The following is a 17,239-nucleotide window of genomic DNA, read 5'->3' as shown; positions in this document are numbered from 1 at the left end:
GATGAAGGGTTCGGGGCTGCTAAACCCCAAATCCGCATTGGCCCCGAGGTCAAGCGTTCTGCTTTGCCTGCATCGGTTGGATCAAGGAGCCTGCATTGAGACCCGCCTTTTTCCGCTCCTTCCTGGGGCATGGGTCCGTGCCACTCGATCCCCCTGTTCGCGCCGAACTGTTCGGCATCGAACGGCTGGAATCCCACGCGCAAACTCTGGCGGCCAGCCAGGAGATTGCGCAAAACCCGCGGACAGGCCGTTCGCTGACTGCCAGGCTGGATGACAACAGCAAGGTTCTGGCCGGTGCCTATCGCGCCGTTGCGGCCGCCGTTGCGTCCCGTCAGACGATCAGTCCGGCAGCAAGCTGGCTGCTGGACAATTACCATATCGTCGATGAGCAACTGCGGCTGATCAGGAATGATTTGCCGCCAGGCTTCTACCGTCGGTTGCCCAAGCTCGCCGATGGGCCGCTCCGGGGCTATCCGCGCGTCTTCGGCATTTCATGGGCGCTGGTTGCCCATACCGACAGCGCCTTCGATGCGACCAAGATCATTCGCTTCGTCAATGCATATCAGAGCGTGCAGCCGCTCGAAATTGGCGAACTCTGGGCGCTGGCGATCACATTGCGGATCACCCTCGTCGAAAATCTGCGCCGTCTTGCCGAAGCCATTCTGGCCCAGCAAGCTGCGGCCAGCGCTGCCGACATGCTGGCCGGCCGGATTTTCGGTTCGATCGACGGGCATCCGCAAAGCGACGATGAGATCATTGCCTGCCTTGCCGCGGCGCCATGGTCGACCGCCTTTGCGGTCGAGCTGGCGCAGCGGTTGCGCCATCAGGATGCGGCCGTCGTTCCGGCATCGCGCTGGCTGAACGACCGGCTGATCGCCGATGGCGCCACCACGGACAGCATCGTGCGCGATGAGCTCAATTGGCAAAGTGCCACCGACGTCACGGTGCGCAACGTCATCACCAGCATGCGGCTGGTTTCGATGTTGAACTGGCCCGAAGTCTTCGAAACTGTCAGCTGTGTCGACGCGGTCCTGCGCGGTGCCGACAACGGCGCCAGCGGTTTTGCGGCCATGGATTTCCAGAGCCGCGATCATTACCGGCGCGCAATCGAGGAATTGGCCCGACAGTGCAAACTGACCGAGGTGGCCGTGGCGACAAGGGTCGTCGACGCTGCTCAAAACGGGAAAACCCGCCGCGAACGCGATCTCGGATATTATCTTGTCAGCAGCGGCCGGCGCAGCCTTGAAGCCGCGATGGGTTGCCGCCTGCCCTTTGGCACGTCCTTGTTCCGCCTGTATTCCGACATCGGCATTCTCAGTTACATTGCGATGATTGCCGCCCTTGCAATCGTCCTGCTCATGCTGGCGTTGGGAACGGTGGGGGCAACGGGGCTGGGGTTCGGCCAATTGCTCGTTCTGGCCATCGTCGGGATTGTTCCTGCCTCGGATATCGCCGTCGCGATCGTCAATCGCAGCATCACCCGGTCGATCGGTGGCCGGCTGCTGCCAGCGCTCGAATTGCGCTGCGGCATCACTGCTGATCTTGGGACGATCATCGTGATGCCCACGTTGCTGGTCGATGTCGCCGGCATATCCGAACAGATCGACCGGCTGGAAGAACATCACCTCGGCAACCCCGATGCGCATTTCAACTTCGCGCTGATTTCCGATTGGCTCGATGCACCAAGCGAACATCATGCCGATGATCAGCCGCTGCTCGATCTCGCCGTGTCCGGCATCGAACGGCTCAACATGCTCTACGGCCTGGCTGCCAATGGCCCGCGCTTCTTTCTGCTGCATCGCAAGCGGGTCTGGAACGCCGGGGAGGGCCGCTGGATCGGCTGGGAACGCAAGCGCGGGAAATTGCGTGAACTCAATCGCTTGTTGCGCGGGGCCACCGATACCAGCTTCATGACGATTTCGGGCCAGGCGCCGAAGCTGCCATCCGATATTCGTTACGTCATCACCCTCGATGTCGATACCCGCCTGCCGATCGGCGCGGCGCGTCGCCTGGTCGGCAAGATGGCCCATCCGCTCAACCAGCCGGAATTCGACGCACGCGTCGGCCTTGTCGTGCATGGCCACGGCATGTTGCAGCCGCGCGTCACGCCCTCCTTGCCGATCGGCAGCCAGGGCTCCCTGTTCCAGCGCGTATTTTCCGGCCCGAACGGCCTTGATCCCTATGCGCTGGCGGTGTCCGACGTGTATCAGGATCTGTTCGAAGAAGGCTCGTTCACCGGAAAGGGGATCTACGAGGTCGACAGTTTCGAGGCGGCGCTGAAGGACCAATTCCCCGACAGCGCCGTGCTCAGCCATGATCTGCTCGAAGGCATCTTCGCGCGGGCCACGCTCGTCTCCGACATCGAAGTGGTTGAAGAATTCCCTTCGCGCTATGCCGTCGCCGCGGCGCGCCAGCACCGCTGGGTGCGCGGTGATTGGCAGTTGCTGCCGTGGATCTTCGGCCTGCCGCGCCACACCGGTGAGCTCGGCAAACAGGAACCCGGCGCTACCGCCACCCGCACCCGCATTCCGCTGATGGGTCGCTGGAAGCTGCTCGACAATCTGCGCCGTTCGCTGTCGGCGCCCACGGCGCTGCTGGCATTGCTGCTGGGTTGGCTGCTGCCACGGCCTGCGGCGGACATCTGGACCGGCCTGATCGTGCTCACCATCGTCCTGCCGCCGCTCTTGCCCGCATTCGGCAACATCATCCCGCGCCGATCCGGCATCTCGCTGCGCAACCATGCGCGCACGGTCGGCGGCGACTTTGCGCTGGGTCTGCAACAGGCCGCCTTCCTGCTGATCTTTCTCGCGCATCAAGCCTGGCTGATGGCCGATGCCGTCGGCCGCACCTTGCTGCGCGTCTTTTTCCATCGCCGACACCTGCTGCAATGGGTCAGCGCGGCGCAATCGCGCGACAACCACCGCTTCGATCCAAGCCGGCTTGCCGGGCAAATCGTCTTCATTTCCGCGTTTGCCGCCGCAATTGCGGTTGCGCTTGTTGTTTCGGGCAACCAGACCGCAGTGATTGCGGCCCCTCTGCTGTTTCTCTGGATCATTTCACCGATCATCGCATGGCGGGCGAGCCAGCCCCCACGCCCCACAGCACAACTGGTCGTCACGCCGGCGGATGACATCACGCTGCGCCTCGTTGCCCGGCGCACCTGGCGCTTCTTTGAAACCTTCATCACCGCGCACGACAATATGCTGCCGCCCGACAATTTTCAGGAAACGCCGCGCGCTGTCGTCGCGCATCGCACGTCGCCAACCAATATCGGTCTTTACCTGCTGTCGGTCATCGCCGCGCGAGACTTCGGCTGGCTCGGCACCCAGGGGGCGCTGGCCCGGCTCGAAGACAGTTTTGCCGCGATGGACCGGCTCGAAAAATTCCGCGGGCATCTGTTCAACTGGTACGACACGCTCGATCTGCGTCCGCTCGAACCCCGCTATGTTTCGTCGGTCGACAGCGGAAACCTTGCCGGCCACTTGCTGGCTTTGCGCAACGCCTGCCTCGACATCACGACGGGGCCGGCTGTCGGCCAGCATTGGCAAGCCGGCGTCGAAGATTGCGCGGCGCTCCTTGGCAACGCCGCCCGGCGCGCCACGGGCGCCGGCAGCGACGCCACCGCCCTGTTGGCGCGCCACGCTTCATTCTGTGCCATTCTGGTTGACCCGGCAGCAAATGCGGCTGCACTTTCGACCAAACTCACCAGCCTTGCCGATCATGCAGCAAGGCTTGTCGACGATGCCCGCCGGATGGCGGGCGAAGACGGTGACGCAAAGACGACCGACGTGCGGGTCTGGGCATCCGCGCTTCAGGCCAACGTCCTCGCCTGGCAGGCCGAAGTCGCAGCGCTCATGCCCTGGTCGCGCTTTGCTGCGCCGCATGCCGGCGACCTGGCGGACGGGCCGTGGCTGGCGCTGGCAAATACACAGCCCACGCTGGTCGATCTTCCCGATCATTGCCGCGCCATGGCGCGTCTTGCCAGCCTCGATCCTGGCGCCGGCCCGCTGGTCGCCAGTCTGAACGCGGCGGTCATCACAGCTGAAGATCTTTGTCGCCGGCTGACGGGTATCGCCGCCCGCGCGAAGACGATGTTCGACGCCATGGACTATGGTTTTCTGTTCGACGCCGAACGCCAGCTGCTTTCGATCGGCTATAATTGTGCAGATGCCAGCCTCGATACCAACTTCTACGATCTGCTTGCATCCGAAGCGCGGCTGGCAAGCTTCATTGCAATTGCGAAGGGCGATGTGCCCGCCAAACACTGGTTCAGGCTTGGCCGCACGTTGACGCCGATCGATGGCAGCTCGGGACTCATCTCGTGGTCGGGCTCGATGTTCGAATATCTGATGCCGTCGCTGGTCATGCGGGCGCCGCCGGGCAGCCTGCTGGCCCAGACCAACACGCTCATCGTCTGGCGGCAGCGTACCTATGCCCAGGCGCTCGGCCTGCCGTGGGGAATTTCGGAATCCCAATATAATGTCCGTGATATCGAGCAGACCTATCAATACTCCAGCTTCGGCGTGCCCGACCTTGGCTACAAGCGCGGGCTTGGCGAAAACCTGGTCATTGCGCCTTATGCCAGCGGCCTTGCCTCGATGGTCGATCCGGCTGCGACCGCGCGCAACTTCCGGTTGATGGATGAACTCGGCGCCAGCGGTGCCTATGGCTGGTATGAAGCCATCGACTATACCCGCGTGCGTCTGCCCGACGGGGCGCCATTGGCCATCGTGCGGGCCTTCATGGCGCATCACCAGGCCATGATCATCGTCGGGATCGGCAACGCCCTTCATGATGGCCGGATGCGCGCCCGTTTCCACGCCGAACCGATGATCCGCGCCGCCGAGCTGTTGCTTCAGGAACGCATGCCCCGTGATTTCGCCGTGGCACGCGCGCCGTCCGACATTGCCGGCGTGGCGCTGGTCGCAAATATCGCCGCCGCGCCGGACACGGATCGCCGTTACCAATCCCCGCATTCGCGCAGCCCGCGCACGCACCTTCTATCAAACGGTCGCCTGTCGACGATGGTGACCACAGCCGGTTCGGGGTACAGCCGGTGGAACGACATCGCGATCACGCGTTGGCGCGAAGACGTGACGTGCGACGACCGCGGCACCCATGTCTTCATCCGCGATCTCGCCAGCGGGGATATCTGGTCCCCAGGCTTCCAGCCAACACTTGCCGTGCCCGATCGCTATGACGTGGCCTTTGCCGAAAGCGCTGCCCGTATCTCGCGCACCGATCGGGACTTCAGCACCTTGATGGAAGTGCTGATATCGCCCGAAGAGGACGCCGAAGTCCGCCGTGTCTCGATCACCAACAATGGCAAGCGGTCGCGAGTTATCGACGTGACGTCCTTTGTTGAACTGGCGTTGGCGCGGCAGGCCGATGATGCGGCGCACCCGGCTTTCGGTTCGCTGTTCGTCGAAACCGAATATATGGCGCCGTTCGGTGCGCTGCTCGCCACCCGTCGGCAACGCTCCAAGGCCGATCCGTCGGTCTGGGCGGCGCATCTGAGCGTGGTGGAAGGCGAGAGCACCGCCGAAATCCAGTTCGAAACCGACCGCGCCCATTTCATCGGGCGCGGCAAGACCGTTCATGCACCAACGGCCATCGCGGGTGATTGGCCAATGTCGAATTCGGCAGGGCCCGTGCTCGATCCGGTCTTCAGTCTGCGCCGCCAGGTGCGCATTGCGGCGGGTACAACGGCGCGCATCTCGTTCTGGACACTCATTGCGGCGTCACGCGATGACGTGCTGGCGCTGGCCGACAAGCACCATGACGCCATTGCCTTTGAACGGGCCGCCACGCTGGCCTGGACCCAGTCCCAGATGCAGCTTCACCATCTTGGCATCGACAGCGATGATGCCAACCAGTTCCAGCGCCTTGCCAGCCATGTGCTGTTCGCCAATCCGGCCATGCGCGCATCGCACAGCCTGATCGCCGCCGGCGCCGGCAACGCGTCGCAACTTTGGCCGGCCGGCATTTCCGGTGATTTGCCGATCGTTCTGGTGCGAATCAACGACGAAAGCCAACTCGAACTTGTCGCGCGTCTGCTGGCGGCGCATGAATATTGGCGGCTCAAGCAACTTGCCGTTGACCTTGTGATCATCAACGATCGCACGGCCAGCTATGCCGAAGGAATGCAGGCCGCGCTTGATGCGATGGTCCGCAAAGAGGTGTCGCCGGGCGCTGCCACGGGCGCTGTGTTCGCGCTGCGCGCCGATCTTGTTTCGGCGGCCCTGTGCAATATGCTCGAAAGCTGCGCGCGCGTGGTGCTCTATGGGGATCGCGGCTCGCTTGGCGACCAGTTGCGCCGGGCAACGGATACTGCCGACCAGCGCTTTGTGCCGCCAGCCCGTGGTCCGCAGCGACCGCAGCGATCGCCGGCCGTTGCACCACCCCAGTCTGCGCCCGTCCTCGAATATTTCAACGGGCTTGGCGGCTTTGCCGACAATGGCCGGGACTATCTGACGATCCTTGATGGTGATCGCACAACCCCGGCGCCATGGCTCAATATTGTCGCCAACCCGGCCTTCGGGTTCCAGATCAGCGCCGAGGGCGGCGGCTTCACCTGGGCCGGCAACAGCCAGCAGAACCAGCTTACATGCTGGTCGAACGACCCGGTCTGCGATCCCGCCAGTGAGGCATTCTACATCCGTGATAACGAAAACGGCGACTTGTGGAGCCCGACGGCGCTGCCAATTCGGGTTGCGGCGACCCGCTACACGGCGCGTCATGGCCAAGGCTATAGTCGTTTCGAGCATGTGGCGCATGGGATCGCGACCGATCTTGCCGTCTATGTGCCTGTCGATGATCCGATCAGGATTTCCCGACTGCGTCTCACCAACAACAGCAGCCGGCCACGCAACCTTTCCATAACGGCCTATGCTGAATGGGTGCTTGGGCGTGGCCGCAGCGCGACGGCGCCGCATGTGGTGACCGAGGTCGATCCGGCGACCGGGGCGATCTTCGCGCACAACCGCTGGAACGCGCTTTGGAGCGATCATGTCGCCTTCAGCGACCTAGCTGGCCGCCAGACCACGCTGACCGCCGACCGCAGCGAGTTCCTGGGCCGCAACGGCACTGCGGACAGCCCGCGCGGACTTGGCGCTGGCTTGCGTCTGTCGGGCCGGGTCGGCGCGGGGCTCGATCCCTGTGCCGCGCTTCAGACGCAGATTCGGCTCGACCCTGGTGCATCGACTGAAATCGTCTGGTTCCTGGGGCAGGCCGCATCCGCTGCCGATGCGCAGGCCTTGCTGGCGAAATATCGCGCCGCAAACCAGGATGCCGTTCTGGCCGCCGTGACCCTGCAATGGGACGATACGCTCGGCACGGTCGAAATCACGACGCCCGATCGCGCCCTCGACATCATGGTCAACCGTTGGCTGCCTTATCAGACGCTGGCGTGCCGCGTCTGGGCGCGGACGGGCTTTTATCAGTCGAGTGGCGCCTACGGCTTTCGTGACCAGTTGCAGGACGTGCTCGCGCTGTGTGTTGCCCGTCCGGACATCGCGCGGGCGCAAATGCTGCGTGCCGCCGGGCGACAATTTGCCGAAGGCGATGTCCAGCATTGGTGGCTGCCGGAAACCGGGCGCGGCATCCGCACACTTGTGTCGGATGATCGCGCCTGGCTGGCCTATGCCGTGGCCCATTATGTCAATGTCACCGGCGATTTCGGCGTTCTCGATGAACAGCTGCCCTTTCTTGATGGCCCCCGCCTCGCCGATGACGAGACAAGCGCCTTTTTCCTGCCAACCATGGCAACCCGCACGGCGACGCTGTTCGATCATGTCGCGCTGGCGCTCGATGCCAGCCTTGCGGTCGGCGTCCACGGTCTGCCGTTGATGGGCACCGGGGACTGGAACGACGGGATGGACGCCATCGGCGCCGGCGGCAAGGGTGAGAGCATCTGGCTCGGCTGGTTCCTGCACACCGCGCTCAGCGATTTCGCTGCGCTCGCCGAGCGCCACAAGCGACCGGAACAGGCCGGCGCCTGGCGCCAACACGCCGCCGTGCTGCGGGTCGCGCTCGATTCTGCCGGCTGGGATGGCGATTGGTATCGACGGGCGTTTTTCGATGACGGCACTGCGCTGGGGTCGGTCGGTGATCGTGAATGCCGCATCGATTCGATCGCCCAGTCTTGGTCGGTGATTTCCGGCGCCGGCGCGCCTGCCCATGCGGCCCGGGCCATGGCGGCGCTCGACAAATATCTTGTCCGCCGCAACGACGGTCTCGTCCTGTTGTTCGAGCCGCCGTTCGACAAGCCGGACCGCGACCCCGGTTACATCAAGGGCTATCCACCCGGAATCCGCGAAAATGGCGGCCAGTATACGCACGCGGCGCTGTGGGCTGCGTTGGCCTTTGCCGGGCTTGGCGACGGTGACCGGGCCGGCGAACTGCTGTCGATGCTCAATCCGATTCGCCATGCCGACACGCCCGGCGCCGCCGATCGCTACAAGGTCGAACCTTATGTGATTGCCGCCGATGTCTATTCCCACCCGCCGCATGTCGGGCGCGGCGGCTGGACCTGGTACACGGGTTCAGCCGCCTGGATGTATCGCGTCGCCTTGGAAGGGCTGCTCGGTTTTCGCATCGCAGGCGGGCAGCTCCACGTCGATCCCTGCATTCCCCGCCACTGGGCCGGGTTCGAAATCGCCTTCCGGCACGGCACCACCTGCTATCGGATCAAGGTTGAAAATCCGAACGGCGTGTGTCGCGGCGTTGCGGCGTCAACCCTTGATGGGGCCTCACTGGTTCCCGGGGCACAGATTTCACTGACCGATGATGGCGCCGATCACCAGCTCTGCATCACCCTCGGCGCCTGAAAACGCCATGACAGCCATCATCGACCCACGCGCCGGCAAGCCGGTACCAGTGGATTTGCTCATCGACATCCCGCGTTTGATGACAGCCTATTTTGCCTTGACGCCCGACCCCACGATCGCAGCGCAACGTGTTGCCTTCGGGACATCGGGGCATCGCGGTTGCGCCTTTGCGACCAGCTTCAACGAAGCCCATGTCCTCGCCATTGCCCAGGCGATCTGCCTGTATCGCAAGCAGGCCGGCATCGGCGGCCCGCTGTTCCTTGGTATCGACACGCATGCCGTATCGCGCGCCGCCTTCGCGACCGTCGTCGAGGTCCTCGCTGCGAACGGCGTTGATACGATGGTCGATGCCGCGGACGGCTTCACCCCGACCCCGGTCATTTCCCATGCCATCCTTGGCCATAACAGATCGCGCACATCCGGCCTTGCCGATGGCATCGTCATCACCCCATCCCATAATCCGCCCGAAGATGGCGGGATCAAATATAATGCCGTCGATGGCGGCCCGGCCGGAACCGTCGTCACCCGCTGGATCGAGGCCATGGCCAATCGGTTCCTTGCCGAAGGACCTGGCACGATCGCACGCATCCCCTATGCCCGCGCGCGCGCCTCGGCGTGTATTCATGACCACGACTATGTCACCCCCTATGTCGCTGACCTTGGCGGCGTCGTTGACATGGCGGCGATCGCGGCCGCTGGCGTCCGCATCGGCATCGATCCGCTTGGCGGCGCAGCGGTCGAATATTGGCAACCGATCATCGATCGCTACCGCATCGACGCGACGGTGGTTGACGCCAGGATCGATCCAACCTTTCGTTTCATGAGCCTCGACTGGGATGGCAAGGTGCGGATGGACTGCTCGTCTTCCCATGCGATGCAGCGGCTGGTGACCTTGCGCGACCGATATGACATCGCCTTTGCCAATGATCCTGATGCGGATCGTCATGGCATTGTCTGCCCGTCCGCCGGCCTGATGACCCCCAACCACTATCTTGTGGCCGCCATCGCCTTTCTGTGTGCCAACCGCCCCGATTGGCCGCCCGGCGGGGCCATCGGCAAGACCATGGTGTCGAGCGCCATGATCGACCGCATCGCGGCAAGGCTCGGGCGGCCGGTGTACGAGGTGCCGGTCGGCTTCAAATGGTTCAGCGCCGGCCTGTTGGACGGCGCGCTGGTGTTCGCGGGCGAAGAAAGCGCTGGTGCCAGCTTTGCGCGCCGCGACGGCACGGTCTGGACGACCGACAAGGATGGCATCATCATGGGCTTGCTGGCGGCCGAGATCACGGCAAAGACGCAATCCGATCCAGCGCAATTTCATGCCAGCACCACGTCCGGCCTGGGCGTTTCGCATTATGCCCGGATCGATGCGCCGGCCTCGTCGGTCCAGCGATCGACCCTTGCCGCCTTGACCGCCGCCGATCTTGTGCTGACTGCATTGGGCGGCGAGGCGGTGACGGCCATTCTCGATTCCGCCCCCGGCAATGGCGAGCCATTTGGCGGCATCAAGGTCGTGACGCAAAATGGCTGGTTCGCCGCGCGTCCATCGGGCACCGAAAGCATCTGCAAATCATATGCGGAATCGTTTGCCGATGAAGCCCAGCTCGACGATCTGCAGGATGATGGCCGGGCCTTCATCCAGACTGTCTTGGCGAGGGATCAGGCCGTGGCCGGCAACGCAGTTCGAGCCGATCCGGATGGTTCATCCAGCGCCGGATAATCGGTGTAGCCGTGGGCGCCGCCGCCATAGAATGTCTCCTGGCCCATCAGCGGGTTCAGGGGGCTGTTGTCGCGCAGGCGCCGCACCAGATCGGGATTGGCGATGAACAACCGCCCAAAGGCCACCATGTCGGCACGGCCGCTGGCAATTTCATCCATCGCCATGGCGCGATCATAGCCGTTGTTGGCGATCCAGGTGCCGTGGAAGCGCTTTCGCAGCGCGCCGAAATCAAACGGCAGATTGTTGCGGGCGCCGCCGGTTTCCCCTTCGACAACATGGATATAGGCGGGGCCGACGGCATCAAGGGCCGTGACAACATGGTCGAACAGCGCCTGTGGGTTGCTGTCGACTGAATCGCCGGCGGTCGAAACCGGTGACAGGCGGACACCCGTTCTGCCGGCGCCGATTTCGGCGGCAATGGCGGTGGCCACTTCGACGAGCAACCGACTGCGGTTGGCGATTGATCCACCATAAGCATCGGTGCGCTTGTTGGTGCCATCGCGCAGAAAGGCATCGAGCAGATAGCCGTGCGCGCCATGGATTTCGACGCCGTCGAAACCGGCGGCCATGGCGCAGCGCGCGGCATGGCGAAAATCGCCGACGATGCCAGGCATTTCATCAAGACGCAGCGCCCGCGGTGCCGAGACATCGACAAAGCCTTCGCCGGCCACAAATGTCTTGGCCTTGGCGCGCAGCGATGATGGGCCGACAGGCGGTTCGCCCTGCAGGAAAACCGTGTGCGAGATGCGGCCGCAATGCCAGAGCTGGACGAACATCAACCCGCCGCGGGCATGGACGGCATCGGTTACGACCTTCCATCCCGCCACCTGGGCGTCGGAATAACAGCCCGGCGTGTCGGAATAGCCTTGCGCCTGCGCCGACACCTGGGTGGCTTCCGCGACAATCAGCCCGGCGCTGGCGCGCTGGGCATAATATTCGGCCGCAAACGGCCCCGGCACCAACCCGGGGCCGGCCCGGTTGCGGGTAAGCGGTGCCATGACGATGCGATTGGCGAGGTGGAGGTCGCCGACGGTGATCGGATCGAACAGCAAGGCGGCGGCATGGGCATCGATCATGCTGCTGCGATCACTTGGCATCGTTGGTGGCGTGCTGGCGGGCGGCAATCGCCTCCAGGGTTGCCAGCTTGGCGTCGGCGAGCGCAGCCTGGGCAAGGACGACCGATGACCGGGCGCTGGCTTCGGCCCGATCCGCATGCATCTCAAGCTTGCCGCGATCCCATTGTTCGCCCAGTCTGTCTTTCCAATCCTTGACCATGGCTTCGCCGGCATTGGCCTGGGCAGCAACCCAGTGGCGAACCTTGATGCCGGCAGCTTCGACTTCGCTGCGCTGGGTTTCAACGGCGGTTTTCGCTTCGGAAAGCGTGCGATCAAAGGCCTCTGCACCATCCTTCTGGGCTTTGCCGATATCGGCCTTCACCTGGCCAAGCTGCGCTTCCATGCCGTTCAGCTGGACTCGCATGGTCTCGCAGAACTGGTCGATCTTGGTGCTCATGGCTTGGCCTTTCCTGATCCGGGATCGATTGGCGGGTGGGCTAAGCCTGACGGCCCCGTCCCGACCTGCGATCGAAGTCTGAACAGCAGATGTCGGCCAGCCGGCCACACCGCGGCAGCGCCGGAAACTACCCGCGCCGCCAATGGGTGCTCATGGGCCTTCCGTCGGCCGGACCGCGTGTTTGCCGAACCTGTCGGTCTGCCTTGCTTCAGGTTAACACCCCTGATCGATACGTCATCGTTGTTTCGACAAGGGATTCGCCATCGATATCGTAACCCCTGAAGCGGCGACCCCGGCAAAGCCGGCGCCAGTTGCGGTTCGCGCCAAATCGCCATGGACCCTGCTGCGGACACATCGCTGGCTGATGGTTGCCATCATCATCATTGGCGGGATTGCGGCCTGGCTGGGATATCGTTTCTTTGCCGGCACCAGCATAGCGGTCGATCTCGTCAAGCGCGGCAATCTTGTTGAAACCGTCGTGGCCAGCGGCCATGTCGAAACGCCCTACCGCGTCGAAATCGGCAGCCAGATGACGGGAACCGTGGCAAAGGTCGCCGTGCGGGAAGGCCAGGCGGTGAAGGCCGGCCAGTTGCTCATCCAGCTCGATACGCATGAGCTGGCCGCAGCGGTGGTCCAAGCGCAAGCTGCCGTGGCCCAGGCCATGGCCCATATGCGCCAGCTGCGCGAATTGATCCTGCCCAGTGCGCGCGACGCGCAACGGGCGGCGCAAGCCAGCCAATTGGGCGCCGCGCAGATCGAGGGTCGTGCCGAAGCGCTGGCCGCCAAGGGCTTCGCAACACGCGCGCTGCTCGACAATGCCCGAAATGATCTGGAGGTCGCCCGCAGTTCGGCCCGCACAGCGGCAGCGCAGGTGCAAACCGCCAGCCCTGGCGGCAGCGACTATGTCACTGGCCAAAGCCAACTTGCCCAGGCGCAGGCCGGGCTCGATACCGCACGCTCGCGCCTCGCCTATGCCCGCATCCTGGCGCCCCGCGCCGGAACCCTGATCAGCCGCCACGTCGAACAGGGCAATGTCGTGGTGCCCGGCAGCGTGCTGATGGTGCTGGCACCCGAAGGGGTCACGCAGATCGTGTTGCTGATCGACGAACGCAATCTGGGCAAGATGGCGCTGCAACAACCGGCCGTGGCATCGGCCGACGCTTATCCGGGCAAGCGATTTCCAGCGACGATTGCCTATATCAACCCCGGTATCGACATTGCCCGCGCGTCCATGGAAATCAAATTGGATGTCACCGCGCCGCCGGCCTATCTGCGACAGGACATGACGGTTTCGGTCGATATCGAGGTGGCGCGCCGCAATGGCGTGCTGGTCGTGCCCGGCCGGTCAGTGCGCGACGCGCTATCGCCGCAGCCCTGGGTGTTGCTGCTGCGCGACGGCCACGCGCGCCATCAGGCCGTGACGCTCGGGCTGCAAAGCAACAGCCAGACCGAGATCAAGACAGGTCTGGCGGCAGGCGACATGATCATCCCGGCGGGATCGCCGATTGTCGCCGGCGCCAGGGTGCGCGCAGACGTGCGCGCGCCAGCGCCGTGAACATCTATCTGCCGTTCGAATGGATCGCGGCCGTGCGTTTCCTGCGCGAAGGCCGCATGCAAACCGCCTTCATCATCCTGGGCATCACCATCGGCGTTGCAGTCATCGTCTTCATGTCGGCGCTGCTTACGGGTTTGCAGGCCAACTTCCTCAACCGTGTGCTCACCTCTTCGGCGCAGATTCAGCTGCTGCCGCCGGACCAGGTGGCCCGCCCGCTGCGCACCAACGTCGGGGCCATCGAAGATGCCATCGTCCAGCGGCCGGCACAGCGCATCGTTTCGATCGACCAATGGCCCAAGATCGCGGCGCGCATGCACGCAATGCCCGAAATCGTCATGGTCTCGCCGACCATGTCGGGCTCGGCGCTCGCCATCCGCGGCGACGCGAGCCGCGCCATCTCGATCTCGGGGATTGAACCCGACAGCTATTTTCGCATCGTCCGCATCCCTGATTACATCACCGCCGGCCGCCCGACGCTCGCCAGTGACGAGATCATCATCGGCATCGAACTGGCCAAGGATCTTGGCGCCAGCCTGGGGGACAAGCTGAACATCCGCACCGCCACCGGCACCACCGTCGTGCTGCGCATCTCGGCGCTGTTCGATCTGGGCAACAAGGGCGCCAACGGGCGCAACGCCTATGTCGCGCTGCGCACCGCGCAATCGCTGCTCGGCCGCATCGGCGCGGTGACGACGATCGAACTGACCATCCACGACATCTATGCCGCCGAAACGCTGGCACAGCGGATCGCCGCCGCCAACCCGGTGCGCGCCGACAGCTGGATCAGCACCAACGCGCAGTTCTTCACCGCGGTAAAGGCGCAGCAGACGTCGAACACCCTCATCCGGGTGTTCGTCGCGCTGTCGGTCGCATTCGGCATAGCGGCGGTGCTGGTTGTCTCGGTCATCCAGCGATCGAAGGACATCGGCATCCTGCGGGCGATGGGCACCACCCGCGGCCAGGTGCTGCGGGTCTTCCTTATTCAAGGCGGACTGCTCGGGCTGGCCGGCGCGGTCATCGGTGCCGCGGTCGGCGTGGGGGGGCTTTACTGGTGGCACGCGGCGGTCCGTCAGATCGACGGAACCGAGCTGTTCCCGCTGATCCTGCAGCCGCAATTGTTCATCGTTACAGCCATCCTCGCACCGCTCACTGGCCTGCTGTCGGCAATGGCGCCGGCGATCCGCGCCGCGCGGCTTGATCCGGTGGAGGCGATTCGTGGTTGAAGCCAAAGCAGCCCAGGCGGTGGTGATTGGCGGCGAACCCGTCTTGCGGCTTGAAGCCGTGACCCGGTCGTACAACATCGGCCTGCCCTCACAGACCGAGGTGCTGCACGCCACCGACATGAAGCTCCATCGCGGCGAGTTTCTCGCATTGATGGGGCCATCGGGATCGGGGAAATCGACCCTGCTCAATCTCGTCGGCCTGCTCGACCGCCCGACATCGGGCCGGATCTTCATCAATGGGCAGGATACATCGCGACTGAACGACGCCGCGATCACCCGGCTGCGGGGCCACACCATCGGCTTTGTCTTCCAGGAACATCACCTGATCTCGGCGTTCAATGCCATCGAGAATGTCATGATGCCGATGATCGTCGACAAGGATCGCGCCAGCGCCGATATCGAGGCACGCGCGATGGCACTGCTGGTCCGCGTCGGGCTGGCAAAGGTGGCGCACAACAGATCGATGAACATGTCCGGCGGCGAGCAGCAGCGCGTCGCCATTGCCCGCGCACTGGCCATGGCGCCCGACCTTGTGCTTGCCGATGAACCGACAGGCAACCTCGATACCAAATCCGCAGACAGTGTTTTCGATCTGCTGCGCGAGGTCAATCGCGACAGCCGTACAACTATCCTGATGGTCACACACAACCTCGAACTGGCGCAGCGCTGCGACCGGATCATTGAGCTGGTCGATGGCCGGTTGGTGCATTGAGTGGCTGCGGCTTGGACGTGCGGTGCGACCATCACCCAGCTCTGCGCGGCCACCGAATGACAACCCAACGGCGTGCGGGCTCCGTTCAGGCCGGCGCAAGGAAACGCGAGCGGAATCCCGCTTTATCCGGGCTTATTTCGGCCCTGGGGAGTGTGTGGTGCCGGATGAGGGGATTGAACCCCCGACCTTCGGTTTACAAAACCGCTGCTCTACCGCTGAGCTAATCCGGCCCGACGAGCGCCATAGCGGGCTGTGCCGCGAGACTCAACAGCCGTTGGCGCAGGCCGGATCGGTCGACCACCAAACGATGCGCGCGATGGTGCCGCCCTGATCGGTGCGCGGATCGGTGGCGATCATGTTGATGCGCCCGTCAACCGGTGCCGCCACCGTTTCCAGCAGCGTGCCGAACGCATCGCGCACCTCGGCCAACGGCTGGCCCTTTTTCACGTTCGCGCCCAATGGCAGCAGCAGCCGCGCCCAGCCGGCTTTGGTGGCGCGCGCCGCGATGATGTCGTTGGCGACGAATACGCTGGCGGGCGGCGGCGTGACGGTGCCCGGCAGCATCTTCAGATCACGCATCAGATTGCGCAGGCCGGATTCGGCGCGGGCGATCATCACGTCATCGAATTGCTCCGGCCGGCCGAGTTCCAGGGTGATCGCCGGCACGCCATCGTCGGTCGCGGTGTTTTCCACCGTGCCCTTGTCGCCCTTGTCCATCTTGATGATGTCCGGCGCCACGAGTTCGGCCATGCGGCGGGTGCGTGGGCTTGAGGCAAAGGCGTACATCACATAGGCAGTGCCGCGCGACTGGGTGTGCAGATCGACCGCCGTGTCGGCATTGGGGCGGATCAGCCGGCTCCACAGGCGGCCGGCGAAATCGGCGATGGCGCTGCCGCCGATCTTGCCCGGCATCTCGCGGTTGAGATTGGGGGCGCTGCGTGACCAGTCCACCGCCCATTGCCGGGTCGATTGCAGCAGGCCGGGCGGGTTCAGCCCTGGCACCAGCGTGATGGTGCCGGCCAGCGTCGCCGGATCGATGGTGGTGGCCAGCCGGTGCAGCACGGCGATGCCGTTCAGTTCATCGCCGTGGATGCCGGCGGTCAGCATCAGGCGGGGCCCTTGCTGCGCGCCGCGGATCACCACCACCGGCACCAGCCACGGCTGCCCGATCGGTGTCGGGCCGGCGCGGAACCAGTAACGCTGCACGCCGCTGGCGACATCGCCCACATCCAGCGCGTCGATGATCGGCACGCCGTCCAGGCTGCCGACGCTCTGTGTGGCGGCGGCCACCGGGCTGGCAAGGAGCAGCGCCATCCCCATCAACAGCCCGCGCATCAGGCGTCTCCCGGCACATCGGCGATGATGCGCAGCGCGTGGATGCGATCGGGCGCCACCAGCTCGCCCAGCGCAGCATAGACGGCGCGCTGGCGGGCGACGCGGTTCAGCCCGGCAAAGGCCGCTGCGCTGATCTTCACGGTGAAATGCGATTCGGCATCGTCGCCGCGATGCCCGGCATGGCCGCGGTGTTGATGGCTGTCGTCGATCACCTCCAGCGCGGCCGGTGCCAACGCGGCGGTGAGCCGGGATTCGATTTCTGCGGCAAGTCTTCCCATATGCGCTCCTGTCCCAGCCGTTATAGACACGGCAAGGCAGATAGGACGAGTTGCAATTTCCAGCCCGAACAATCCCCGA

At 64.4% G+C, this 17,239-nt stretch carries 9 protein-coding genes and 1 tRNA gene; 5 read left to right on the top strand and 5 right to left on the bottom strand.

Annotated elements, in window-relative coordinates:
* The first annotated feature begins 137 nt into the window (after nt 1-137).
* Together AC6UUM_RS15115 and pgm are read left to right on the top strand one after the other, a co-directional pair.
* A complete protein-coding gene (locus AC6UUM_RS15115; protein ID WP_500803071.1) occupies nt 138-8,828 on the top strand; it encodes a glycoside hydrolase family 94 protein in 8,691 nt (2,896 codons plus the stop codon).
* Between the two features lie 7 nt (nt 8,829-8,835).
* Nucleotides 8,836-10,545: a phosphoglucomutase (alpha-D-glucose-1,6-bisphosphate-dependent) gene (gene pgm, locus AC6UUM_RS15110; RefSeq protein WP_500803070.1), complete on the top strand. Its 1,710-nt coding sequence runs from the start codon at nt 8,836-8,838 to the stop codon at nt 10,543-10,545.
* On the opposite strand, the gene AC6UUM_RS15105 is transcribed toward pgm, so the two are convergent.
* Nucleotides 10,485-11,642, bottom strand: a complete 1,158-nt coding sequence (locus tag AC6UUM_RS15105; RefSeq protein WP_500803069.1) for an alkene reductase — start codon at nt 11,640-11,642, stop codon at nt 10,485-10,487. The genes pgm and AC6UUM_RS15105 overlap by 61 nt on opposite strands.
* Nucleotides 11,632-12,057, bottom strand: a complete 426-nt coding sequence (locus tag AC6UUM_RS15100; RefSeq protein WP_500803068.1) for a hypothetical protein — start codon at nt 12,055-12,057, stop codon at nt 11,632-11,634. Before AC6UUM_RS15100 ends, AC6UUM_RS15105 begins: the two co-directional genes overlap by 11 nt.
* Before the next feature lie 364 nt (nt 12,058-12,421).
* Between AC6UUM_RS15100 and AC6UUM_RS15095 the strand changes: the two genes are divergently transcribed.
* Genes AC6UUM_RS15095 through AC6UUM_RS15085 form a run of 3 tightly spaced genes read left to right on the top strand, consistent with a single transcriptional unit; the run spans nt 12,422 to nt 15,547 of the window.
* Nucleotides 12,422-13,612, top strand: a complete 1,191-nt coding sequence (locus AC6UUM_RS15095) for an efflux RND transporter periplasmic adaptor subunit (protein ID WP_500803067.1) — start codon at nt 12,422-12,424, stop codon at nt 13,610-13,612.
* Entirely contained in the window at nt 13,609-14,835 is a 1,227-nt protein-coding gene (locus tag AC6UUM_RS15090; RefSeq protein ID WP_500803066.1) for an ABC transporter permease, read from the top strand. Before AC6UUM_RS15095 ends, AC6UUM_RS15090 begins: the two co-directional genes overlap by 4 nt.
* Complete coding sequence (locus tag AC6UUM_RS15085; protein WP_500803065.1) at nt 14,828-15,547, top strand: ABC transporter ATP-binding protein; 720 nt, start codon at nt 14,828-14,830, stop codon at nt 15,545-15,547. Before AC6UUM_RS15090 ends, AC6UUM_RS15085 begins: the two co-directional genes overlap by 8 nt.
* A 155-nt stretch (nt 15,548-15,702) precedes the next feature.
* On the opposite strand, the gene AC6UUM_RS15080 is transcribed toward AC6UUM_RS15085, so the two are convergent.
* The 3 genes from AC6UUM_RS15080 to AC6UUM_RS15070 form a co-directional block, all read right to left on the bottom strand.
* Nucleotides 15,703-15,777 (bottom strand) — tRNA-Thr (locus AC6UUM_RS15080).
* A 34-nt stretch (nt 15,778-15,811) separates the two neighbouring features.
* Nucleotides 15,812-16,882: a succinylglutamate desuccinylase/aspartoacylase family protein gene (locus tag AC6UUM_RS15075; RefSeq protein WP_500803064.1), complete on the bottom strand. Its 1,071-nt coding sequence runs from the start codon at nt 16,880-16,882 to the stop codon at nt 15,812-15,814.
* A complete protein-coding gene (locus tag AC6UUM_RS15070) occupies nt 16,882-17,160 on the bottom strand; it encodes a BolA family protein (protein WP_500803063.1) in 279 nt (92 codons plus the stop codon). The genes AC6UUM_RS15075 and AC6UUM_RS15070 overlap by 1 nt, the downstream gene beginning before the upstream one ends.
* Between the last annotated feature and the right edge of the window lie 79 nt (nt 17,161-17,239).

The organism is Sandarakinorhabdus sp. (assembly GCF_987265915.1).
Note: the sequence above shows the minus strand (reverse complement) of the source record. Positions and strands in the feature narration are given on the sequence as shown.